The sequence below is a fragment of the Rhizobium sp. CC-YZS058 genome (assembly GCF_034720595.1).
Lineage (GTDB): Bacteria > Pseudomonadota > Alphaproteobacteria > Rhizobiales > Rhizobiaceae > Ferranicluibacter.
Genome location: NZ_JAYESJ010000003.1, coordinates 229,839 through 252,393, shown reverse-complemented (window position 1 = coordinate 252,393; position 22,555 = coordinate 229,839). Strand labels below are relative to the sequence as shown.

Sequence of the window (22,555 nt, the reverse complement as noted above, 5' to 3'; positions counted from 1 at the left end):
GCCAAACGACGAAAGGGGAACACATCCATGTTCAAAAGTCTGCTTCTCGGTTCAACCGCCGCCGCCCTGATGGCGCTGATGCCGTTTTCGGCCAGCGCCCAGGATACGCCCGCCAAGGGCGGCGATATCGTCGTCACCTACAAGGACGACATCACGACCCTCGATCCGGCCATCGGCTATGACTGGGTCAACTGGTCGATGATCAAGAGCCTCTATTCGCGCCTGATGGATTACGAGCCGGGCACGGCCAAGCTCATCCCCTCGCTCGCCGAAAGTTTCGAGGTTTCCCCGGACGGCCTGACCTATACGTTCAAGCTGCGGCCCAACGTCAAGTTCTCGAACGGCCGCACGGTCGTGGCCTCCGACGTGAAATACTCGATCGAACGGGCCGTCAACCCGAAGACCCAGGGGCCCGGCGCCGGCTTCTTCGGCGCGATCGCCGGCTTCGACGCAGTCTCCGGCGGCACTTCCGAAACGCTTTCGGGCATCGAGACGCCGGATGACCAGACGGTCGTCTTCAAGCTTTCCCGCCCCGATGCGACCTTCCTGCACGTTCTGGCGATCAACTTCGCCTCGGTCGTGCCGAAGGAGGCCGTCGAGGCCGCCGGCGGCGATTTCGGCAAGAAGCCGGTCGGCTCCGGCACCTTCGTGCTGAATTCCTGGACCATCGGCCAGAAGCTCGTGCTGGACCGCAACCCCGACTACTTCAACAAGGACCTGCCCTTCGTCGACAAGGTCACGGTCGAGGTCGGCCAGGAGCCGCTGGTGGCACTGCTGCGCCTGCAGCGCGGCGAGGTGGACATCGCCGGCGACGGCATTCCGCCGGCCAAGTTCCTGGAAATCAAGAACTCGCCGGACGGCGCGCAGATGATCGTCGATGGCGAACAGCTGCACACCGGCTACCTGACGCTCAACACCAAGGTCAAGCCGCTCGACAACGTCAAGGTTCGCCAGGCGATCAACATGGCGGTCAACAAGGAGCGCATCACGCGCATCCTCAACGGACGGGCGACGCCGGCCAACCAGCCGCTGCCGCCGCTCATGCCCGGCTACGACAAGAGCTTCACCGGCTATGCCTTCGACGTCGAGAAGGCCAAGGCACTGCTCGCCGAAGCAGGCTTCGCCGATGGGTTCGAGACCGTGCTCTACTCGACCAACACCGATCCGCAGCCGCGCATCGCCCAGGCGATCCAGCAGGATCTGGCTGCGATCGGCGTCAAGGCCGAGGTTCGCGCGCTTGCCCAGGGCAATGTGATCGCGGCCGGCGGCACGGAAGGCGAGGCCCCGATGGTCTGGTCGGGCGGCATGGCCTGGATCGCCGACTTCCCGGATCCGTCCAACTTCTACGGCCCGATCCTCGGCTGCAGCGGCGCGGTGCAGGGTGGCTGGAACTGGTCCTGGTACTGCAACGAGGCGCTCGACAAGCGGGCGGTCGAGGCGGATTCCATGTCCGACCCGGCCAAGGCATCCGAGCGCCAGGCCGTCTGGGGCAAGATCTTCACCGACATCATGGCGGACGCCCCGTGGGTGCCGGTCATCAACGAGCGGCGTGTCGTCGCCAAGTCGCTGCGCATGGGCGGTCCGGACAACATCTACATCGATCCGACCCGCGTCATCAATTACGACGCCATCTATGTGAAGCAGTAAGGGCGAGACCCCTGCTCCTCCCTCCCCGGCGGGGGGAGGAGCCTTGAGGAAACACAAGAAAAACACCGGAGGCATCCCCATGTGCGTCGCCTGCAACCATACCATTCACCGGGCCCAGCATAATTTCGGCTGGAACCGAGATTTCGCTCCCGCCCTTACCGCGCGCCCCGGCGAAACGATCCTTTTCGAATGCCTGGATTCCTCCGGCGGCCAGCTTGGCGCGGATGCGACGCTCGAGACGCTCGCCAACCTGGATTTCGGCAAGATCAATCCCGTGTCCGGTCCGGTCTATGTCGAGGGGGCAGAGCCGGGCGACGCCTTGAAGGTGACGATCCGCAAGTTCCATCCGTGCGGCCATGGCTGGACGGCGAATATTCCGGGCTTCGGGCTGCTGGCCGACCAGTTCAAGGATCCGGCCCTGCATGTCTGGTCCTATGACACCGGCTCGATGGCGCCAGCCGCCTTCGGCCCGGGCGGCAAGGTGCCGCTGAAGCCGTTTACCGGCACGATCGGCGTGGCGCCGGCGGAAGCCGGCCTGCATTCCGTCGTTCCGCCGCGTCGCGTCGGCGGCAATCTCGACATTCGCGACCTGACCGCGGGCGTGACGCTCTACCTGCCGATCGAGGTCGAAGGCGCTCTCTTCTCGGTGGGCGACACCCATGCTGCCCAGGGCGACGGCGAAGTCTGCGGCACCGCCATCGAAAGCCAGATGAACGTCGAACTGACCCTCGACCTCGTCAAGGGCGCCAATCTGAAGTCGCCGCGCTTCACCACCACCGAACCGGTGACCCGCCATCTCGACGGCGCCGGCTACGAAGTGACGACCGGCGTCGGCCCGGATCTGATGACCGGCGCGCAGGAAGCCGTGATGCGGATGATCGACCTGCTCTCGGCCGAGCACGGCATGAACCCGGTCGATGCCTACATGCTCTGCTCTGTGTGCGGCGACCTGCGCATCAGCGAGATCGTCGACATGCCGAACTGGGTCGTCTCCTTCTACTTCCCGAGGATCGTTCTCTCGTGACCCTTCCCCATCAAGGTCCCGTTCTCTCCGTCCGGGACCTCTCAGTCGATGCCCGCACGCCGACAGGCCTCAAGCGCATCCTGAACGCCGTCTCCTTCGACCTGAAGGCCGGCGAGACGCTGTGTCTCGCCGGCGAATCCGGCTCGGGAAAGTCGGTCACCTCGCTCGCAGTGATGGGGCTTTTGCCCAAGGCCTCGCTGCGGGTCACCTCGGGCAGCATTCGCCTCGGCGAGACCGATCTTGCGCGCACCTCCGAACGCACGATGCGCGGCATCCGCGGCGGACAGATCGCCATGATCTTCCAGGAGCCGATGACCTCGCTCAATCCGGTGATGACCGTCGGCGCGCAATTGACCGAAGCGATCCGCGCGCACCGCAGCAGCCTGACGGAACGGCCCGAAGCCGTCGCGCGCCAGATGCTCGATGCCGTGCACATGACGGATCCTGCCCGTCGCCTGACGCAATATCCCCATGAACTCTCCGGCGGCATGCGCCAGCGCGTGATGATCGCCATGGCCCTGTCATGCCGTCCGAAGGTGCTGATCGCCGACGAGCCGACAACGGCGCTCGATGTCACCGTCCAGGCCCAGATCCTCAGGCTGATGCGCGAGCTGCGGCAGGAGTTCCAGACCTCGATCCTCATGATCACCCACGACATGGGCGTGGTCGCGGAAATGGCCGACCGTGTCGCGATCATGCAATCGGGCAATATCGTCGAGCAGGGACCGGTGATCGACATCTTCGCCCGGCCGACCCATCCTTATACGCAGCAGTTGCTGGCCGCCGTTCCCCGCCTCGGTGCATTGTCCGGCACGGACGCACCGCCGCGGGTCAGCGCCGCATCGCCCGCCGCCGCCGCCGGGAACACGGCGCCCCTGCCCGTCCTCGAGGTCGCCGATCTCAGCGTCACCTACGGGCGCAAGACCGGCTGGCTGCAGCGTGGCGCGCAGCCGGAGCCGACAGTCAAGGGTGTCGGTTTCACCTTGAAGGCCGGCGAAACGCTCGGTCTCGTCGGTGAGAGCGGCTCCGGAAAATCGACCACCGGCAAGGCTGTGCTGGGCCTCATCCCCTTCGAGGGCAGCGTCCGGATCGCCGGACAGGAGGTCTTCCCAGCCTCGAGCGCCATCATGCGCCCGATCCGCCGCGCCGCACAGATGATCTTCCAGGACCCTTACGCCTCGCTCGACCCGCGCATGAGCATCGGCGCGGCAATCGCCGAACCGCTCGTCATTCACGACATCGCGACCAAGGCGGAGCGGCGCGAGCGGGTGGCCGAGCTGTTGCGCTGCGTCGGACTGACGCCGGATGCCGCCGAGCGCTATCCGCACGAGTTTTCCGGCGGCCAGCGGCAGCGCATCTGCATTGCCCGGGCGCTCGCGCTGGAACCGAAGCTGATCGTTGCCGATGAAAGTGTCGCGGCGCTCGATGTCTCCGTGCGCGCCCGCGTGCTCGATCTGATGCTGGAACTGCAGGAGCGCATGGGGCTCGCCTATCTCTTCATCTCCCATGACATGGCGGTCATCGAGAAGATGTCGCACAATGTCGCGGTGATGCGCGGCGGACGGATCGTCGAAATCGGCACCCGCCGTGCCGTCTTCGAAACTCCGCAGGACGACTACACCCGCGCCCTGATGGCCGCCGTCCCCGTGCCTGACCCGACCCAGTATCAGGCGAGACGGCAGGCCTGATCGCAGGCTTCGTCCGCAAGCGATGGGTTGCAAAGACACTCCGCCTATGGGAGGGTGCGCCGTGACGTCGGTCGACGCAGCGCCCCTCCTGCCGCGTCCTGCCCGACCCGGCGCTTGGGCTTGGTCGACCAGGTTTTCGCAGGCCCTCACCGGTTCGTCGTCGTCCGCTCACTGAGAATGGGGTACCGGGAGCTGCACCTGTCCACACGCCCTGCCGCTCTCGAAGTGAGAGACCTGCACGCCGCCTATGGCCGCACCCCCATTCTCGACCGCATCGACCTGACCATCGGCTGCGGCGAAATCTTCGGTCTGCTCGGCCGCAACGGTGCAGGAAAGACGACGCTGGTCCGCGCGATCTGCGGCCGTCTGCGCCCGCTTCGGGGCGAGATCCGCGTCGCCGGAAAGGCTGGAGCGCGGGATCGGATCGGCCTCGTTCCTCAGGAAATCGCTCTCTATCCGCATCTCACCATCCGGGAAAACCTGCAGCTCTTCGGCCGGTTGTCGGGCTTGAGCCGCCGAGATACCGACCTGGCGCTCGACGACGTCGTGCGCGCGACCGGGCTGGAGCATCGCCGTTCCGAGCGCGTCGCGACGCTTTCGGGCGGTTGGAAGCGGCGGGTCAATCTCGCCGCCGCACTGCTGCACCGGCCCGATCTTCTCATTCTGGATGAGCCGATGGCAGGGATCGACCTCGAAGCCCGCCGCCAGTTGGACGGCGTGATCCGGGCGCTGCAGCAAACCGGCATGGGTATTCTGCTGATCACCCACGACCTGGCGGAGGCGGAAAGCCTCTGCAGCCGGGTCGGGTTCCTGCAGAACGGCATTCTCGCCCCACAGGGTGCACCGCGCGATCTGCTGCAGGCTGCCTTCGGCACGCGGGTGGAGATGATCCTGGACTTCAGGACGGACCTGACCGAGGCAGACCGGCAGGCCCTGACCCGCCTCGGTTTCAGGCCGTCCCACGACGATCAATGGACATTGACCGCCGAGGACCCCGCCTCGACACTGCCTGCCGAACTGACACGCGCGGGGATCGCGCCAGCCGAGATGCGGTTTCGACGCCCGGGCCTCGAAAGCCTGTTCCGGGATCTGCCGAACCCGCGCCAACCGGCGTCCGAGGAGGCAGCGCGATGATCCTCGCCATCGTCCGCGTCATGCTGCTCGGGCTTTTGCGCGACCGCGGCGCTCTGGTCCTCGCCTTCGTGCTGCCGCCCATGATCTTCCTGATCTTCGCCTCGATCTTCGCCGCAAGCACGAAGGATCGGTTGCCGCTGACGATCGCGATCGTCAGGCTCGACCAGGGGCCTGTCGCCGCGCGGCTCGAACAGGCGCTGCGCAACGAGCCGCTGCTGCAGGTTGCCGGGGCGACCTTCTCCACAAGGGACGAGGCGAACCGGCTGATCCGGCAGGGTCTGATCGATGTCGGCGTGGTGATCGGTCACGACGCAGCGGATGGCGCCGTGCCCGAAAGCCAACCGCTCCTCACCGTTCTGGTCGATCCTTCCAAGCCGATGGCCGGTGCGCTGCTGACCGGCCAGATGCAGGACATGCTCGCTCGCCGGCTTCCGGATCTTCTTCTCAGCCGCAGCGCGACGTCCGTGGAAGCGATTGCCGGCGGCTTCACGGACGAGCAGCGCCGGCGCCTGTCCGCCGCGGCCGCCGCCTTTGCCGAAGGGGCGGAGCAGCCGGGGGCGCCCGACGGCAGCCTGATCGCGCGCACTGTCGTGGACGGGCCGACGGGGATGAATGCCACGATCACCTATTATGCCGGTGCGATCGCCATTCTCTTCCTGCTGTTTTCTGCCATGCAAAGCGCGGCGACCCTGATCGAGGAGCGGCAGGCGGGCATTCTCGACCGTCTCGCCGTCGGCCCCGGCGGAACGGATGCGGTCATCGCCGGCAAGTTCCTGTTCCTCACGCTTCAAGGCATTGTGCAGGTCGGCTTGATTTTCGCGATCGCAGCCCTGATCTATGGTGTGGACATCACCGATGCCTTCGGCTTCTGGCTGCTGACGACCGGTGCGGCCGCGGCGGCCGCGGCCGGACTGGCACTGGCGGTTGCCGCGCTCTGCACGACACGCCAGCAGGCACAGACCGTCTCGACCTTTCTGGTGCTGGTGTTCTCGGCAATCGGCGGATCCATGGTTCCGCGCTTCATGATGCCGGATTGGGCGCAGACGCTCGGCCGCTTCACGCCCAATGCCTGGGCAATCGAAGCCTATTACGGCACGGTCGGGCGTGGAGAGGGGTTGCCGGATCTGTTTCCGGAGATAGTTCGCCTGTGTGCGATGGCGGTGGTCGGCCTGCTTGCCGCGCTGATCGTTTCCCGCATCCGGCTCCGACTGTGAAGGACGTTTCGATGAACGCTCGGGCAAGCGCCGCCAAGCCAGGCAAAGCGGACATGGTCACCGGACTGGCCCTGGCATGTCTCGTCGTGCTCGCCTGGGCCGGCATTCACATTTCCGCGATCTTCCTGATCGACTGGAGCGGCTGGAGGCTGGCGCTGGCGCCGCTCGTCATCCTGGTTCAGTGCTGGCTGAGCGTCGGCCTCTTCATCGTCGCGCATGACACAATGCATGGCTCGCTCGCCCCTGGCCACCCGGCGCTCAATCGGGCGATCGGGCGCTTCTGCGTGTTCATCTATGCCGGTTTCAGCTACGAAAAGCTGTTCGAGAACCACCATGCCCACCATCGGCATGCGGGAACGGACGAGGATCCGGATTTCGATCCCGAACATCCCTCCAGCTTCTGGCCCTGGTATCTGCGCTTCTTCCGCTATTATTTCGGCTGGCGCGAATTCGGGATCCTGACGGTCGCCGTCGTCGTCTATCTCGTCATTCTCAGGGAGCGTTTCCCGACCATGCTGGTCTTCTGGGCGCTTCCTGCCATTCTTTCGTCCTTGCAATTGTTCTATTTCGGCACCTATCGTCCGCACCGCATCGACGAACAGCCCTTCGCGGATCGGCACAAGGCGCGCAGCAATGATTTTCCGCCGCTCCTGTCGCTGCTGACCTGCTTCCACTTCGGCTACCACCACGAGCACCATGACATGCCCTGGGTGCCCTGGTGGAAACTGCCGCACCATCGCCATGCCCTGGCGCAGACACAACCGAGCCGAGGTCGATGATGGACAGCCTGATGAATTTCCTGATCCCCCTGTTTCTGGTTGTCGGCACGGTCGTGTTCATGGAGTGGTTCGCGGCCTGGTCGCATGAGCACATCATGCATGGCTGGGGATGGCGCTGGCACAAGTCGCATCACGAACCGCATGATGAGACGCTGGAAAAGAACGATCTCTATGCGGTCATCTTCGCGGGCTTCGCCATCTTCCTGTTCTGGATCGGCTCGGCTTTCTTCTGGCCGATCTGGTGGGTGGCGGTCGGCATCTCGCTTTATGGAATTCTCTATTTCTTCATGCATGACGGTCTCGTGCATCAGCGCTGGCCGTTCCGCTACGTGCCCCGCAAGGGCTATCTGAAGCGGGTCTACCAGGCCCATCGCCTGCATCACGCGGTCGAAGGCCGCGATGGCTGCGTTTCCTTCGGCTTCGTCTATGCCGAACCAGTGGAAACGCTCGTCAAGAAACTGCAGACGAACCGGCGCGCACCAAGCCAGAATCCCGTGGATGCCGATGTGCCGGGCACCGAAGGGCGCTGACTAGGGACGCTGAGGACGGGGACGCTGCCAAAGGCCGGTTCGCGGAGCGCCTGGCCCTGCCGTCCGGCTTTTCGCGACATCGCCGAGCGCGAGCGCGAGCAGGCGCAGCTTTTCTGGCTTCGTCGTCGAGACCCGGCGCTCCCAGGCAGCCGGCCCCCCGGCACGCAGCTTCAGGCCGATTGCGCGATAGATCCGCCGTGCCGCAGCGATCGCCCAGGCCGAGCGTGGCGGCAGGGCGGAGAGGCCGGCCATGGCAGAGGCGTAATAGCGCTCGGCAAGGTCCAACAGATCGAGGGCAGCGGCATGCAGCGCCGCCCGCTGCGCCGGATCCTCCGTATCCACCCGATCGATCCCATGCCGGCTCAAGAGCTCTGCGGGCACGTAGACCCGACCGACCCGCGCATCGTCGATCACGTCTCGGGCGATATTGGTCAACTGGAAGGCAAGGCCGAGATCGCAGGCGCGGTCGAGCGTTTCCTCGTCTCGCACCCCCATGATCATCGCCATCATCACGCCGACGACGCCTGCCACATGATAGCAATAGTCGAGCGTCTCGGAGACGGTTTCGTAGCGTCGCTCGATCACGTCCATCTCGAAGCCGGCGAGCAGCTCCTGCGGATGGCGAGCCGGGATCTGATGACGTGCCACCACGCGGCGAAGCGCCTCGAACACGGGCTCGGGGTGCGGCTCGCCGGAGAGAGCGCGCGCGGTCTCGGTTTGCAACCTGGCGAGGCGCTGTTCCTGCCCGTCGCGATAGCGCGCCTCCTGATCATGTCCCAGCGTCTGCCCGTCGATCACGTCGTCGCAATAGCGGCACCAGGCATAGAGCATGACCGCATCGTCCCGCGTCTCGCGACGGAAAAGCTTCGCCGCGGCGGCAAAGCTCTGCGACCCTTGAGCGATCGCCGTCTCGCTGGACGTGACGACGCTGTCGCTCATGGCCGCGCATCCTCGATCATCAGCTGCGCCGTCGCCTTGGCCGAGCCGACGACGCCCGGAATGCCGGCGCCCGGATGCGTTCCAGCCCCGACGATGTAAAGGTTGGAAAGTTTGTCATCGCGGTTGTGCGGCCGGAACCAGGCGCTCTGGGTCAGAACAGGCTCCACCGAGAAGGCCGAGCCGAGGTGAGCGTTGAGTTCGTCGCGAAAATCGAACGGCGAGAAATGCCGGACGGTGACGAGATCGTCGAGGAGACCCGGAATGTAGCGATCGTTCAGATATCTGAGGATCCTGTCACGATATTTCGGCCCCTCGACCGCCCAGTCGATCTCCGCGGTTCCCAGATGCGGGACGGGCGAGAGCACGTAATAGGCGCTCGATCCGGGCGGGGCGAGGCTGTCATCCGTCACGGAGGGCGCATGGAGGTAAAGGGAGAAATCTTCCGCCAACTGGGCCGTGCCGAAGATTTCGGCGATCAGCTCGCGATACCGCGGCCCGAAGAGCACCATATGGTGCTTGAGCTCCGGATGAAGCCGCTTCAGCCCGAAATAGATGACGAAGAGCGACATGGAAAAGCTCTTCTTCTCGAGCGATCGCCCGTAGCTCTTTCCGCGTGCGGTATCCCTGAGCAGGTGCTTGTAGGTATGTACCACATCGGCGTTGGAGGCGATCTGGCCGAAGGCGTGGCGGCTCCCGTCCTTCAGCACGACGGCCTGCACGCGCCCTTCGTCCGCCTCGATCCGGTCGATTTCGGCATTGAGGACGATCCGGCCGCCGAGATCCTCGAAAAGCCGCGCCATCCCGGCGATCAGGGCGCCGGTGCCACCCTTGGCGAACCAAACGCCGCCATTGCGCTCCAGTGCATGGATGAGGCCGTAGATCGAGGAGGTTCGAAAGGGATTGCCGCCGACCAGCAGCGAATGAAAGCTGAAGGCCTGGCGCAGCTGGTCATCCTTGATGAACTGGCTGACCTTCGAGTAGACGCTGCGATAGCTCTCCAGCCGCACGAGCTGCGGCGCGACCTTGATCATCGAGGCGAAGTCGAGGAACGGCACGGTTCCGAGCTTCTCATAGCCTTCGCGGAACAGATCCTGCGAATAGGCGAGGAAGCGGCGATAGCCTTCCACATCCTCCGGCGACTTCGCAGCGATCTGCCGGTCGATCTCCGCCTGGTCGTCGGCATAATCGAACCGATATCCATCCTCCCAGCACAGTTGATAGAACGGGAAGACCGGCAGAAGCGTGACGTAATCGGCGAGACTGCGCCCCGAGAGAGCCCAGAGCTGTTCGAGACAATCGGGATCGGTGATGACCGTCGGACCGGCATCGAAGGTGAAGCCGGCATCCTCATAGACATAGGCCCGCCCGCCCGGCTTGTCCCGCCGCTCGAAGATGGTGGTCTTGATGCCGGCGCTTTGCAGGCGGATGGCAAGCGCCAGGCCGCCGAAACCGGCCCCGATGACGGCCGCTGATCTGACTTCACTGCTCATGGGGACCCGTTTTTCAAAAGAGGGGCTTCGCGCAGGCAGGCGAGTGCCCGGTGGATAGGGACCGGCGGCTTTCCGGTCAGGATGCGCAGGGCATCGAGCCGCGTCGTCCGCCCCGCATAGAACCGCTCGATCAGCGGGGTCGGCAGACGGTAGAACCGTTCGAGGACGCGGTGGCGCTCGGCGGGCTGGGCGGCGAGGAACAGCATGCGGTTGAGAAGGCGGTAGAAGCGCTGCGCGCCGTGGCGTTCGAGAGCGAAATTCTTGATCACCTGCGCGAGGTCCGCGCTGGACACCGGCCAATGCGCGGCAACGAGCGTTGCCAGCCGCACCGCATCGGGAAGGCTGTAGCCCGTCGTCGGGTGAAACAGCGCAGCCCGCAAGCCCGCCTGCGGGATGGCGCGCGGCGCTTGCGACCAGAAGCGTTGTGCATCATGCGCCAGCGTGATCGGCAGCACTCCCTCCTCGCGGCGCAGCACCTGGCGAATGGCAAAACCTTGGCTCCTCGCATAGGCCTCGATGTCGCGGCCGAGCGCCTGATGATCGAGGTCCGGCCCGTCGGCATAGCGGGTGTCTTCGATCAGCAGCCGGGTCGCAGACAGTGGCAGAAGGTAGAGAAAGCGATAGCCATCCTTCTGGTCGACCGTGGCATCCATGATGACCGGATAGGCGAGACCATGCGGCGCTTCGAGGTCCACCTCGAGACCCAGGAACTTCTGATAGCCGAGGACCAGACTGTCGCTTGGCCGGAAGCCGCGGCAGTCGATGATGCAGGTCGCCGTGATCCGTCGACCATCGGCGAGAAGCACATGGTCCTCGGCTAGCTCGACGGCCGCGGCGCCCGTTTCGACCGTCACGGACGTCCGTCCGCGCAGGGCAGACAGAACCGAAGCAGAGGTCAGAGAGGCATAGCCGGAGGCAAGATGGCGCCGATGGCCGCGGAAGCGAACCTCCTGGCCGGCCCAGCGATGGGCAACGAGCGGCGTGAGCCAGGCCTGCGCCTCCTCCGCCACATCGGCATCGTGAAACGACCAGGTGTGCTCGCCGAAGGGCTGCGCGGTTCCCTCCAGAATCAGAATCGGCACATCCGGAAAGCGGTGGGCGAGCGAGCAGGCAATGAGCGCGCTGGAAAGACCCGCGCCGACCAGAACCAGCGGCCCGGCAGCCGCCCGCCCGGCACTGTGGACAGATGCTCCCGCCGCATCGAAGGGCCTTTCAGTTTCTGCCGGCGGGCGGCGTGGTGGGCGGTCGGTGTCGGTCATCCCCAGACTGGAGCGGCCTCCAGTTTGGCCTTGCGCAGCTCGGCCAGGGTCGAGGATCCCGTGCAGAAGCAAGCGACCCGCAATTGTGCGGCCATGATGCCGAAGTGCTCGGCGATCTGTTCCGGCGAGGTGGTGGCTGATGGCAGCACGGAGGCAGCCTGCCCGACGAGATCCGCGCCGAGACGGATCGCCTTCGCAGCATCCACGCCCGTCCGCACGCCGCCGGACCCGATGATGAAGAGGTCGGGCATGGCGCGGCGCAGGGCGGCGATGGCGAAGGCCGTCGGCTGGCCCCAGTCGCTGAAGGCGGAGGCTATCGCGGCCTCTGCCGGCGTTCGGGCACGCTGCGCTTCGACCGAGGCCCAGCTCGTGCCCCCTGCGCCGGCGACGTCGATGATCCGCACGCCGAGGTCGACCAGCGTCGCGGCCGTGGCTGGCGAAATCGCGGACCCGACCTCCTTGATCACCAGCGGCACAGACAGCGCCTTGCCGAGCGCGCCGATCTTGCCGGCGAGGCCGCGCCAATCGCGATCCCCCTCCGGCTGAACAGCCTCCTGCAGGGGGTTGAGGTGGATGATGAGCGCGTCCGCATCGATCATCTCCACGGCACGGCGGGCCTGGTCGAGGCCGAACCCGGTGTTGAGCTGGGCAGCCCCGATATTGGCAAGGATCGGCACGGAGGGCGCCAGGCGTCGCAGTTCGCGGTTCATGCCCCAATCGGTGGCCGTCTCGATCGCCACGCGCTGGGAGCCGACCCCGAACGGAATTTTCAGCGCCTCGCAGGCGATAGCAATATTGTGATTGATGGCCTGCGCCTTCTCGGCCCCGCCGGTCATCGACGAGACGAGGAAGGGGATGGCGATCCGCCGTCCCAGAAATTCCATTGTCAAATCAATGGCCCCCATGTCGATTTCGGGCAGCGCGACATGCTCGAACCGGACCTCGGCAAAGCCTGCGCCGATGCTCGAAGAGACAGCCTGGCCAGCCAGAACGATGTCCAGGTGCTGTTTTTTTCGATCGGCGAGCATAGGGTCCTTTCATCCACAGTTTGGTGCTACAAATAGAAATGAAAACCGGCAAGCCGGACTGAAGCGACATATAGGTTAGGCCTGCAGAATGTCCTCCATGGTGGACCAAATTTCTCTCAAGCATGACGATACACTAAATGAGAGAAGCCGCATTTCTTGGCTGGACCGGGAGTCTGCCGAAGAAGACAGTCGCCTGACCATAAAAGACTTGACGTTCAGGATCGAGAACCGCCTCCGGGTGCTTCTCGATACCGAGGACTACACGCCGCCGAACCTCGCCGCCGCCATGCGCCATGCCGTGCTCGGGGGTGGCAAGCGTTTCCGTCCGCTGCTCTTCGTCCTGACCGTTCCGCAGCCTGCGCATCTGGATCTGGCGGTGGATGTCGGATGCGCGATCGAGATGGTGCACACGGCCTCGCTGATCCTTGACGATCTGCCCTGCATGGACGACGCGGCGCTGCGGCGCGACAAGCCGACGACGCATGTCGTCTTCGGTCAGGCGACAGCGATCCTGGCCGGCATTTCGCTGCTCACCCGCGGCATGAACATTCTGGCCACCATCGAGGGCCTGCCCGGCGAGGCCCGCGCCCGTCTGGTCGCCTCTCTCAGCCTCGCCGTCGGCGCCACCGGCCTGGCCGCCGGGCAGGAGGTCGATCTGAATGACGGGCAGAGCCCGGATGTCGATGTCGAGCGCAAGAACTTCCTGAAAACCGGGCGCCTCTTTGCCGCCATGGCCGAGATGGCGAGCATTCTCGACCAGCGGCCGCGCGAGCAGTCGGACGCGCTGGCGGAAATGGCCTTCCATGTCGGCTCCGCCTTCCAGGCGCTCGACGACCTCTTGGACGTGCTCGCGCTCACCCAGTCGCTCGGCAAGGACAGCGGCAAGGATATCGGCAAGCGGACCATGATGAGCTATCGTGGCGAAGCCGCCACGCGGCATTCCTATCAGTCGCACCTCAAGGCCGCCAACTCCGCGCTGAGCCGATGCGGGGTCGAGGAAGAGCCGATCCGCTACATGCTCCGCTCCATCCACCGGCTGGTCCCCCCGCAGACGATCGCCGGCTAGGCCGACGTGGTTCGATCCGCAAGGCTTGGATCCGGCGAGCGCAAGACCGCGCCTCGGCCGCCCGCAAGCCGGGCGTCCACGCGGTCTTCGATGAGGCTCGCTGCCTCCTGCAGCCCACCGGCGGCAGTGATCCGCCCGCCAAAGGCCGAGGCCCTCTGCGCGTAGGTTGGATCGGCCAGCAGGCGGGCGAGCGCCTCCGTCACCCGCCCTTGCGTAAGGAAGCGGGGGGAAAGGCGCAGGCCGACACCGTGATGGACGACCCGTGCGCCGACGCCCGGCTGGTCGAAGGCGATCGGCAGCACCAGCATGGGCGTGCCGCAGGAAAGCGCATCCAGGACGGTATTGATGCCGCCATGGGTGACGCAGAGGTCCGCCCGTTCAAGCACCGCGCGCTGCGGAACGAAATCCGTCACCCATGTCGCCCCCAGCGCCTTCTCCTGGCTCTTGCTGAGACCGCCGCAATGGGCGACCAGCAGCTGCGCACCGATCTTCCGACAGGCCGCGGCGACCGTCTTGAAAAGACGGAACCGATGGCCCTGCAGGGTTCCGAGCGACATGAAGACGAAGGGGCGGCCTGGTTCTGGCTCGATCGGCAAGGGCGCGGCGGGCACTGCATCGCGGATCGGCCCAACGCAGTGCAGCAGGCCGGCATTCTCGCGCGGGAAATCGAACTCCGTCGTAATCTGCGCGATCGTCGCAAGGTCTGAACTGCAGGAGAGCAGATCGTCGAAGTCGCCGGCGAGGGCGAACCGCCCAGCCCAGCGCCGGATCAGGCGCCTCTGCTCGCTCAGCAACAGGCGGGACACGCGCTCTCCCCCGGCATTGCGCTTCAGACCCTTTTCGCTCGCGTCATAGGGCCAGGGGAGAAAGGGCAGTGGAATACCACTCCCCCTCTCCATGGGCACCGCGCAGGCGATGCTGATCAGAGGCAGGTTCAGGAACCGCGCGACGAGGCCTGCCGCCGGCTCCGTCTGGTCGGCGACGATTGCATCGACACGGAGCGCGGCAAGCCGCGACGGCGCGGACCGGCAGATCGCCTCGGAAAGCGTCACCCCATCATGAACCGTCCGCAGGATGCCGAGAGGGCCACCCGGCGCGGCGGCGCGGGCGATGATCGCCTCGATCTCGGCGCGGCTGGTTCCCTCGATCGTCGCAACCGGGACGTGCTGGTCGAGAAAGGGCTCGACGCCCGCATTGACCATCAGTGTCACCCGGTGGCCCCGCCGTTCCAGCGCGCCTGCCAGACACTGGAACACGGCGATATGGCTCTTGTAGGGTGGGCAGAAGAGAGCGAGATGCACGAGCCGGACCCTTGGTGTCCTGAAGAGCGAAACCCGTCCAGCCCCGCCCCGCCGTGGGGCATGCCGGCTTACGGTGCGAGCGGGAGCCCGGGCAGCGCCGCCAGAAGCCGCAGGATTCCGGCGAGGATGCTGTCCTGGATCAGGAGGTAAGTGATACCTTCCAGAGCCACGACAAGGGCAAGCGTCAAGGATTTCGGTAGGCGGGAGGAGATCAGGAAGCCGAGGCTGACGGCCAGCGTATCGGAGACCGAGTTGACGATGCTGTCGCCACGATAATCGAGGCTGCTTCCATCATTGGCGAAGAGATCGATGACGAGCGGCAGGTTCTCGACGATCTCCCAGATGGCGCTGCTGGCAACGGCGTATGTCGCGCGCCGCGCAAGCGGCCAGTCCGGGCGGATCGTCGTCAGCCAGAGAAACAGCCCGCAGCCGAAGGCGATGTGCAGGATCGTGTAGGGGTCTGCCAGTTGCTGCGAGTTATGCACGGGATCGAGAGCGCCCTGCCAGACGAGAACATCGCCGCAGGGACAGATCCATGGCCGGCCGAGCAGGAGCAGGACGCCGATCTGGAAGGCCAGGATCACGCCACAGAGCGCGCTCTGGTGAGGCGAAGAGAAGCCAGCGCATCCCATCTCGAAAGCGGAAACACGCGCCCCGCGGCCGCGTGTCCCAGGGCGCTGCGCGGTGCGGGTTTGACGATGCAGGCTGGGTTTCGCCGCCTGGCGTTCCGTGTGCTCGAGGGTCATCGGCCGTGTCCGTGCGTCCAACGGCCGGCGAACGCAGTTGCGATGCCTTCAGCGTCGTTCGCCGATCGTTTCGGACCAGTCCGCAGGCGGCTTGGCGGCGTCAGGGTCAGTGGATGCATCGATCGGAACGTGCCGGTTCTTTCGGCTGCGGTTGGTGGAAGGGGACCTCCAGCAGCAACTCCCCGTCCTCGGATGAGATTTCGAAACAGCCCTCGTCCTCGCCACCCTCGTCCTCGCCCGCCGTGATGACGCGGGCGCCGCGGATCGCTTCGGCGCGGGCGGCCGCCAGATCGGGGAGAACGAGCCCGTCGGCATCCTCTACGACGAGATCATGCAGTCGCACGTGAAAGTAAAATCGCGGCATGCCGGGCCCCTCTTGCTCGCCGGCACAACTATGAGGGCTGGCCCCGGTTCCCGACCTTGCTCGAAAGACTGCGTGAAGCGTGGCCGGTCGGCCACGGCACCACGGGTCAGGGTCTCTGAGCCCTATAGTTTCGCCGCAACCGGCACATAATCGCGGCCGGGATCGATGGCCGCCGGACGGCCCTTGAGGAAGAGTTCGCCGATGCGCGGCGCGCTCCTGGAAATGATCCTGCCGCCCTTGATCACGACGAGCCGGGCCGGCTTCAGCCGAAGGGCCTCCACCACATCGGCCGCCTGCAGCACGATCAGATCCGCCTTGCAGCCGACCGCAAGGCCGTAGCCTTCGAGACCCATGGTTTTTGCCGAATTCACGGTCAGGGCTTCGTAGACTTTCTTCTTGTCCTCGATACCGCTCATCTGCGCGACATGGATCGCCATGTGGCCGACCTCCAGCATGTCGGCGGACCCCATCGAATACCAGGGGTCCATGGTGCAGTCCTGGCCGAAGGAAACGTTAAGACCCGCCGCCATCAGCTCGCGCACCCGCGTCATGCCGCGGCGCTTCGGATAGGTGTCGTGCCGGCCCTGCAGCATGATGTTGATGAGCGGGTTGGGGATCACGTTGATCTCGGCTTCCGCCATCAGCGGGATCAGCTTGGAAACGTAGTAATTGTCCATGGAGTGCATGGACGTCAGGTGCGAGCCGGCAACCCGGCCCTGAAGACCATGGCGAATGGTTTCGGCCGCCAGGGTCTCGATGTGGCGCGAGAGCGGATCGTCGCTTTCGTCGCAATGGATGTCGACCGGCAGCCCGCGCTCGGCGGCGATGCGGCACAGCGCCTCCACGGAGCGCCGTCCGTCATCCATGGTCCGTTCGAAATGCGGAATGCCGCCGACGATATCGAGCCCCATGTCCAGCGCGCGGGCCAGCGAGGCCTCGCCCTCCGCCGCGCGGTAATAGCCATCCTGCGGGAAAGCGACGAGCTGCAGCGTGATGTAGGGCGCAACGCGCTCGCGCACCTCGATCAGCGCCTCGGCGGTCACCAGCCTCGGATCGGAGGTATCGACATGGCTGCGGATGAACAGCAACCCCTGGCTGACGGCGAGATCGCAATAGCGCAGCGCCCGCTCGACCAGCGCCTCCTTGGTCAGCAGCGGCCGCAGCTCGCCCCAGAGCGCAATGCCTTCGAGTAGCGTGCCGGACACGTTCATGCGCGGCAGGCCGAGCGACAGGGTGGCATCCATGTGGAAATGCGGGTCGCAGAAGGGCGGGCTGACGAGCCTGCCATCCGCGGCGATTTCTTCCTTCGCCCCGGCGTCGATGTGCTTCTCGATCGCCGTGATGACACCACCGGCGAGGCCGATATCGAAGCCTTCGCGGCCATCCGGCAGGTTGCCGTTGCGAATGATGAGGTCGAACATGGAAAATCCTCCGTTCAGCGCTCCCCGCGCCGATAGGGTTGCATGAGGGCCTGCGGCACGCGGGCGCGCCGGGCCATGACGGCGAGCGCCGCGATCGACAGGAGATAGGGGACCATCAGGAAGAGCTGATAGGGCACCGCGCCGCCGAGCGTCGTTTGAAGGCGGAGCTGGAAGCCGTCGAAGAAGGCGAACAGCAGGGCGCAGAGCAGCGCACGGCCCGGCCGCCAGGAGGAGAAGACGACGAGCGCGATGCAGATCCAACCGCGGCCCTGCACCATGGTCGGGAAGAAGCTGTTGAAGGCCGAAAGCGTCAGGAAGGCGCCCGCCATGCCCATGAGGGCGCTGCCGGCGATTACCGCACCATAACGGATGACCATCGGGTTGATGCCCTGTGCCTCCGCCGCATGCGGGTTCTCGCCCGTCATGCGGATCGCCAAGCCGAGCGGGGTGCGGAAGAGCATGTAGGCGAGGCAGAGCGCAAGCAGGATTGCGACATAGGTCGGCGGCGTCTGCGCGAAGAAGGCAGGACCCACGAAAGGCAGGTCGCTGAGGCCCGGAATGGCGATCGGCTGAAACGGCGTGATGGTGGGCGGCGTTCCGGCAACCGGCACCACCAGGCGAAAGACATAGTAGCTGAAACTTCCGGCAAAAAGCGTGACGCCCAGCCCCGCCACGTGCTGGGAGAGACCGAGCGTGACGGTCAGTGCGGCATGCAGCAGGCCGAAGATCGCCCCGGCAAGGGCGGCGAGCAGGAACCCGACCCAGAGATCGGCGCCATGATAGACCGCCAGCCAGCCGATCATCGCACCGAAGGTCATGATGCCTTCGATACCGAGATTGAGCACCCCGGACCGTTCGCTGAGCAGCGCGCCGAGCGTCCCGAGGATCAGCGGCGTCGCGATGCGCAGCACGGCGGCCCAGAGCCCGGCAGAGGCGACGATGTCGAGAACGGCGCTCATCGACGGATCCTGTATTGGGTGAAGAAGACGGCGACCAGCATGGAGAGGAGCGAGAGGGCGACGATCACGTCGGCAATATAGCTCGGAATGCCGAGGCTGCGGCTCATGCCGTCGGCGCCGACGAACATGGTGGCGGTGAAGAGGCCGGCGAGAACGACGCCGAGCGGATTGAGATTGGCGAGCATCGCCACCACGATCCCCGAATAGCCGTAGCCGGGCGAGAGATTGGTGGTGACATAGCCCTGCACACCCATGACCTCCACGGCACCGGCGAGGCCGGCCAGGCCGCCGGAGATGCAGGCGACCAGCACCAGTGTCCGTCCGAGGGGCACGCCGGCAAAGGCGGCTGCCTGCGGACTGAGGCCGGCGGCGCGCGACTGCAGGCCGAAAACCGTGCGGGACTGGACGAAGGCGACGGCAAGCGCCAGCACAATGGCGATGACCAGCCCGAGATGGAGGCGCGAGCGCGCCAGCAGTTTCGGCAGCATCGCGGCATCGGACACCGATTGCGACTGCGGCCAGCCGAAGGCCGCCGGGTCCTTGAGGACAGTATCGATCAGCATGGAGACGAACAGCACGGCGACGAAATTGAGCAGCAGGGTCGTTACCACCTCGTCGACCGAGAAGCGTAGCCGAAGCCAGAGCGGGATAAGCAGCAGGATCATCCCGGCGATGGCACCGAAAACGAAGAGCAGAGGGATCTGAAGGATCGACGGCCAGGCGGAGAAGAGCTGCGATCCGGCCCAGGCGGCGGCGATCGCGCCGAGATGGAACTGCCCCTCGCCGCCGATATTCCACAGCCGCGCCCGGAAGGCGACGGCAGCCGCCAGGCCGGTGAGGATCAAAGGAGTGGCGCGGGTCAATGTTTCGGTGGCGGACAGGCGCGAGCCGAAGGCACCGAGAAGAATGCGCCAATAGGCCTCCAGCACCGGCGCGCCGGCAATGGCGATCAGCACACCCGCAATCGCCAGCGCCGCGCCAATGGCGATCAGCGGCGTCAGGAGAACGAGGGCGACGGGGCGGTGCTCGCGCCGTTCAAACTGCATGGGCCGTCTCCTTCGTCCATTCGCCGGCCATCATCAGGCCAAGCCGGCGGGTCGAAGCCTCCTCGGCGCGGATCGGCGGCGACAGCCGGCCGCCGACAATCGCCTGAATACGGTCGGCAAGCGCCATGACCTCGTCCAGATCTTCCGAAATCAGCAGCACGGCGGTACCCTGCCGCTTGGCCTCGAGAAGCCGCTCGTGGACGGCGGCGACGGCCCCTTCGTCCAGCCCGCGCGTCGGCTGGGCCGCGAGCAGGATGCGCGGCCGGTCGATAAGATTGCGGCCCAGGATCAGCTTCTGCATGTTGCCGCCCGAAAGCAGGCGGATCCGGCTTGCCGGCGCACCGCCGCGCACGTCGAAACGATCGATGATCCGCTGCGCGAAGGCCATGGCGCGTGGACGGTCCACCAGACCGCTGCGGGAAAAAGCGGAGAGCCGTTCCAGGATGACGTTCTCCCAGATCGCCATGTCGCCGATGGCGCCTTCCTTGTTGCGATCTTCGGGAACACGGCCGATCCCGGCCGCCACGACATCGCGCACCGACAGGGTCTCGACCGGCGTGCCGAACAGGCGGATATCGCCCGACGTCCTTGCCAGTGTCCCGGAGATGAGCCGTGCCAGCTCCGCTTGGCCGTTGCCCGACACGCCGATGATGCCCAGAACCTCGCCTGCATGGAGCTGGAGATCGATCGCCTTCAGCCGGTCGACGCCGTCCAGGCGAAGCGTGACGCCTGCCGCGCTGAGCGCTAGCGAGCCGGGAACCGAAGGCTCGCGGACCGGGCGGACGACGCTGCGCCCCACCATCAGCTCGGCAAGCTCCGCCTTGCTGGTTTCGGACGCCGCACGCTCGGCAATATGACGACCGCCCCTTAGGACGACGACGCGGTCGGCCGTCGACATGACATCGTCGAGCTTGTGGGAGATGAAGATGAGCGACAGGCCCTGGGCCGCCATGCCCTTCAGGGTCTTGAAGAGATGTTCGGCTTCGATCTGCGTCAGAACTGCCGTCGGCTCATCGAGGATCAGAATGCGGGCCTCGTTATAGAGCGCCTTCACTATTTCGACGCGCTGCTGTTCGCCGACGGAGAGATCGCCGACGCGCGCCTCCGGGTCGATCTTCAGTCCGAACCGCTGCGACAGGGCCAGCAGCTTCGCCCGTGCGCCGGCCTTGTCGGCGCGCAGGGACCAGAGCCGTTGCGTCCCGGTGGTGACGTTTTCGAGCACGGTGAGGTTGGGCGCCAGCGCGAAATGCTGGTGGACCATGCCGACGCCGGCGCGGATCGCGGCGCGCGGCTTGCCGGCGGCCAGCTCCTGGCCGTCGATCAGCACGCGCCCGCTATCGGGCATGTAATGACCGAAGAGGATGTTCATCAGCGTCGTCTTGCCGGCGCCGTTCTCGCCGAGCAGCGCGACGATCTCGCCCTTGGCCAGCGACAGGGAAATGTCGTCATTGGCAAGTGTCGCGCCGAACCGCTTGCTGACATGCTCGATGTGAAGGATCGGCGTGCTCATGCGGCAAGCCCCGCCAGCGGGAAGCGATGCCGCCAGCGTCCCTCGGCCTCGAGCGCCCTCGCGAGCGCGATGAGGTGCAGATCCCGCCCCATCGGGGCCAGGAGCTGAACCGGCAGGGGCAGGCCTTTCTCGTCGGCGCCGAAGGGCAGCGTCAGCGCGGGAACGCCGGAGATATTGGCGAGCGCGGCTAGGGGGGCGAAGGCCGTCATGCGATCGATCTGCAGGTCCGTGTCGTCATGGTCGAAGGGAAAGGCGCCGAGGGGCAGCGGCGCCTGGGCAAGCATGGGGGTCAGCAGGCAATCGACCTCCTCGAACAGATCCCACATCGCCCGCGCGACGCGAACGCTTGCATCGAGCGTGGACCAGAGCTGCGTGCCACTGAGCGAACGACCGCGGGCGATGAAGGCCCGGGTCAGGCGTTGCGCGACGTCGGGGTCCAAGGCGGCGACCTCGACGAACTGCGCGAGATTGACGGCAACGATATCGGCGAAAGCCCGGCCGCTCTGCGCAACTGCCGCCTCGAGCCGGCTCCAGCCGATCGGCGCGATCCTGTGGCCGCGGGCCTCCAGCGCGCGGGCTGCCGCCTCGACGGCACCGGCGCGTTCGGGATCGAGCGGAGTGCGGCTGCCGAAGTCGGTCACGAGACCGATCCGCATGGGGCATTCAGCCGGCTGCTCGACGAGGGGGTCGGCGAAGGGCCCTCGGGACCCGCCCCTGGCACTGTCGAAGATCGTCGCGAGATCCCTGACGGAGCGGCAGATGGCGAGCTCGCTGGCAATGCCGCCGAGATGATTGGAAAACAGCGGACCGGCGGGAAGGGCACCGCGGCTGGCCTTCAGCCCGACCAGCCCGCAGCAGGCGGCCGGCACGCGGATCGAGCCGCCGGCATCCGTGGCATGCGCGATGGCGACGATGCCGGCGCAGACGGCCGCGGCCGCGCCACCGGAGGAGCCGCCCGGCGTCAGCGTCTCGTCCAGGGGGTTGCGACAGGGAGCACCGACCGCCGGTTCGCTGGACAGAGACAGCCCCATTTCCGGAACGGTGGTCAGACCGAAGACGCAAAGCCCCGCCGCGCGCAGGCGGGTCGCGAGATCGGAGTCGGCCGAGGATGGCGCGCGCGCCAGCATCGCCGAGCCCGCCGCGACCGGGAAGCCGGAAAACGGCCCGCCCAGATCCTTGGCGAGGCTCGGAACGCCGGCGAAGGGCGCCGGAGCGGCGGGATCGCCGCGCAGCCGCGCCTCTGCGTCCTCCGCTTCGGCAAGACCACGTGCCGGATCGAGGTAAGCGATGGCCCCAAGGGAGGAGCGGCGCTCGGCGTCCTCGATCGCGGCGCGCATGGCGGCCGACGCGGAAAGGCGACCCTGACGGATCGCCTCAGCCAGTGCGGTTGCGTCGTCGCCCATGATCCGG

At 66.1% G+C, this 22,555-nt stretch carries 20 protein-coding genes; 8 read left to right on the top strand and 12 right to left on the bottom strand.

Annotated features, from left to right (window positions below; translation table 11 throughout):
• Positions 1-27: 27 nt before the first annotated feature.
• The 7 genes from U8330_RS21835 (at position 28) to U8330_RS21805 (ending at position 8,016) form a co-directional block, all read left to right on the top strand.
• Entirely contained in the window at positions 28-1,647 is a 1,620-nt protein-coding gene (locus tag U8330_RS21835) for an ABC transporter substrate-binding protein (RefSeq protein WP_323107687.1), read from the top strand.
• A gap of 79 nt (positions 1,648-1,726) precedes the next feature.
• Positions 1,727-2,671 (top strand): acetamidase/formamidase family protein, encoded by a 945-nt coding sequence (locus U8330_RS21830; protein WP_323107686.1) that lies wholly within the window; start codon positions 1,727-1,729, stop codon positions 2,669-2,671.
• Positions 2,668-4,359 (top strand): ABC transporter ATP-binding protein, encoded by a 1,692-nt coding sequence (locus U8330_RS21825; RefSeq protein ID WP_323107685.1) that lies wholly within the window; start codon positions 2,668-2,670, stop codon positions 4,357-4,359. Before U8330_RS21830 ends, U8330_RS21825 begins: the two co-directional genes overlap by 4 nt.
• A 120-nt stretch (positions 4,360-4,479) precedes the next feature.
• On the top strand, positions 4,480-5,493 hold the full coding sequence (locus U8330_RS21820) for an ABC transporter ATP-binding protein (protein ID WP_323107684.1): 1,014 nt from the start codon (positions 4,480-4,482) through the stop codon (positions 5,491-5,493).
• A complete protein-coding gene (locus U8330_RS21815; protein WP_323107683.1) occupies positions 5,490-6,707 on the top strand; it encodes an ABC transporter permease in 1,218 nt (405 codons plus the stop codon). The genes U8330_RS21820 and U8330_RS21815 overlap by 4 nt, the downstream gene beginning before the upstream one ends.
• A gap of 11 nt (positions 6,708-6,718) precedes the next feature.
• Positions 6,719-7,486, top strand: coding sequence for a fatty acid desaturase (locus tag U8330_RS21810; RefSeq protein ID WP_323107682.1), 768 nt, complete (start codon positions 6,719-6,721; stop codon positions 7,484-7,486).
• 11 nt (positions 7,487-7,497) lie between these two features.
• Positions 7,498-8,016, top strand: coding sequence for a sterol desaturase family protein (locus U8330_RS21805; RefSeq protein WP_323107681.1), 519 nt, complete (start codon positions 7,498-7,500; stop codon positions 8,014-8,016).
• On the opposite strand, the gene U8330_RS21800 is transcribed toward U8330_RS21805, so the two are convergent.
• Genes U8330_RS21800 through fni form a run of 4 tightly spaced genes read right to left on the bottom strand, consistent with a single transcriptional unit; the run spans position 8,017 to position 12,732 of the window.
• Complete coding sequence (locus U8330_RS21800) at positions 8,017-8,955, bottom strand: phytoene/squalene synthase family protein (RefSeq protein WP_323107680.1); 939 nt, start codon at positions 8,953-8,955, stop codon at positions 8,017-8,019.
• A complete protein-coding gene (locus U8330_RS21795) occupies positions 8,952-10,445 on the bottom strand; it encodes a phytoene desaturase (protein WP_323107679.1) in 1,494 nt (497 codons plus the stop codon). The genes U8330_RS21800 and U8330_RS21795 overlap by 4 nt, the downstream gene beginning before the upstream one ends.
• Positions 10,442-11,704, bottom strand: a complete 1,263-nt coding sequence (gene crtY / locus U8330_RS21790) for a lycopene beta-cyclase CrtY (RefSeq protein ID WP_323107678.1) — start codon at positions 11,702-11,704, stop codon at positions 10,442-10,444. The genes U8330_RS21795 and crtY overlap by 4 nt, the downstream gene beginning before the upstream one ends.
• A complete protein-coding gene (gene fni, locus U8330_RS21785; protein ID WP_323107677.1) occupies positions 11,701-12,732 on the bottom strand; it encodes a type 2 isopentenyl-diphosphate Delta-isomerase in 1,032 nt (343 codons plus the stop codon). Before fni ends, crtY begins: the two co-directional genes overlap by 4 nt.
• A gap of 238 nt (positions 12,733-12,970) precedes the next feature.
• Between fni and U8330_RS21780 the strand changes: the two genes are divergently transcribed.
• The gene (locus U8330_RS21780; protein WP_323107676.1) at positions 12,971-13,798 is read left to right on the top strand and encodes a polyprenyl synthetase family protein; all 828 of its coding nucleotides are present in this window, start codon (positions 12,971-12,973) and stop codon (positions 13,796-13,798) included.
• Here the strand turns inward: U8330_RS21780 and U8330_RS21775 are convergent.
• The 8 genes from U8330_RS21775 to U8330_RS21740 form a co-directional block, all read right to left on the bottom strand.
• Entirely contained in the window at positions 13,795-15,099 is a 1,305-nt protein-coding gene (locus U8330_RS21775; protein WP_323107675.1) for a glycosyltransferase, read from the bottom strand. The two genes, U8330_RS21780 and U8330_RS21775, sit on opposite strands and share 4 nt — an antisense overlap.
• Before the next feature lie 68 nt (positions 15,100-15,167).
• Positions 15,168-15,845, bottom strand: coding sequence for a DUF2585 family protein (locus U8330_RS21770; RefSeq protein WP_323107674.1), 678 nt, complete (start codon positions 15,843-15,845; stop codon positions 15,168-15,170).
• A gap of 106 nt (positions 15,846-15,951) precedes the next feature.
• Positions 15,952-16,209, bottom strand: coding sequence for a DUF6894 family protein (locus U8330_RS21765; RefSeq protein WP_323107673.1), 258 nt, complete (start codon positions 16,207-16,209; stop codon positions 15,952-15,954).
• A 122-nt stretch (positions 16,210-16,331) separates the two neighbouring features.
• Positions 16,332-17,630 carry an amidohydrolase family protein gene (locus U8330_RS21760; RefSeq protein WP_323107672.1) on the bottom strand — a complete coding sequence of 433 codons (1,299 nt, stop codon included), beginning with the start codon at positions 17,628-17,630 and terminating at the stop codon, positions 16,332-16,334.
• A 14-nt stretch (positions 17,631-17,644) separates the two neighbouring features.
• Positions 17,645-18,589 (bottom strand): ABC transporter permease, encoded by a 945-nt coding sequence (locus U8330_RS21755; RefSeq protein ID WP_323107671.1) that lies wholly within the window; start codon positions 18,587-18,589, stop codon positions 17,645-17,647.
• A complete protein-coding gene (locus tag U8330_RS21750) occupies positions 18,586-19,635 on the bottom strand; it encodes an ABC transporter permease (protein WP_323107670.1) in 1,050 nt (349 codons plus the stop codon). Before U8330_RS21750 ends, U8330_RS21755 begins: the two co-directional genes overlap by 4 nt.
• Positions 19,625-21,145: an ABC transporter ATP-binding protein gene (locus U8330_RS21745; protein ID WP_323107669.1), complete on the bottom strand. Its 1,521-nt coding sequence runs from the start codon at positions 21,143-21,145 to the stop codon at positions 19,625-19,627. The genes U8330_RS21750 and U8330_RS21745 overlap by 11 nt, the downstream gene beginning before the upstream one ends.
• Positions 21,142-22,548 (bottom strand): amidase, encoded by a 1,407-nt coding sequence (locus U8330_RS21740; RefSeq protein WP_323107668.1) that lies wholly within the window; start codon positions 22,546-22,548, stop codon positions 21,142-21,144. Before U8330_RS21740 ends, U8330_RS21745 begins: the two co-directional genes overlap by 4 nt.
• Between the last annotated feature and the right edge of the window lie 7 nt (positions 22,549-22,555).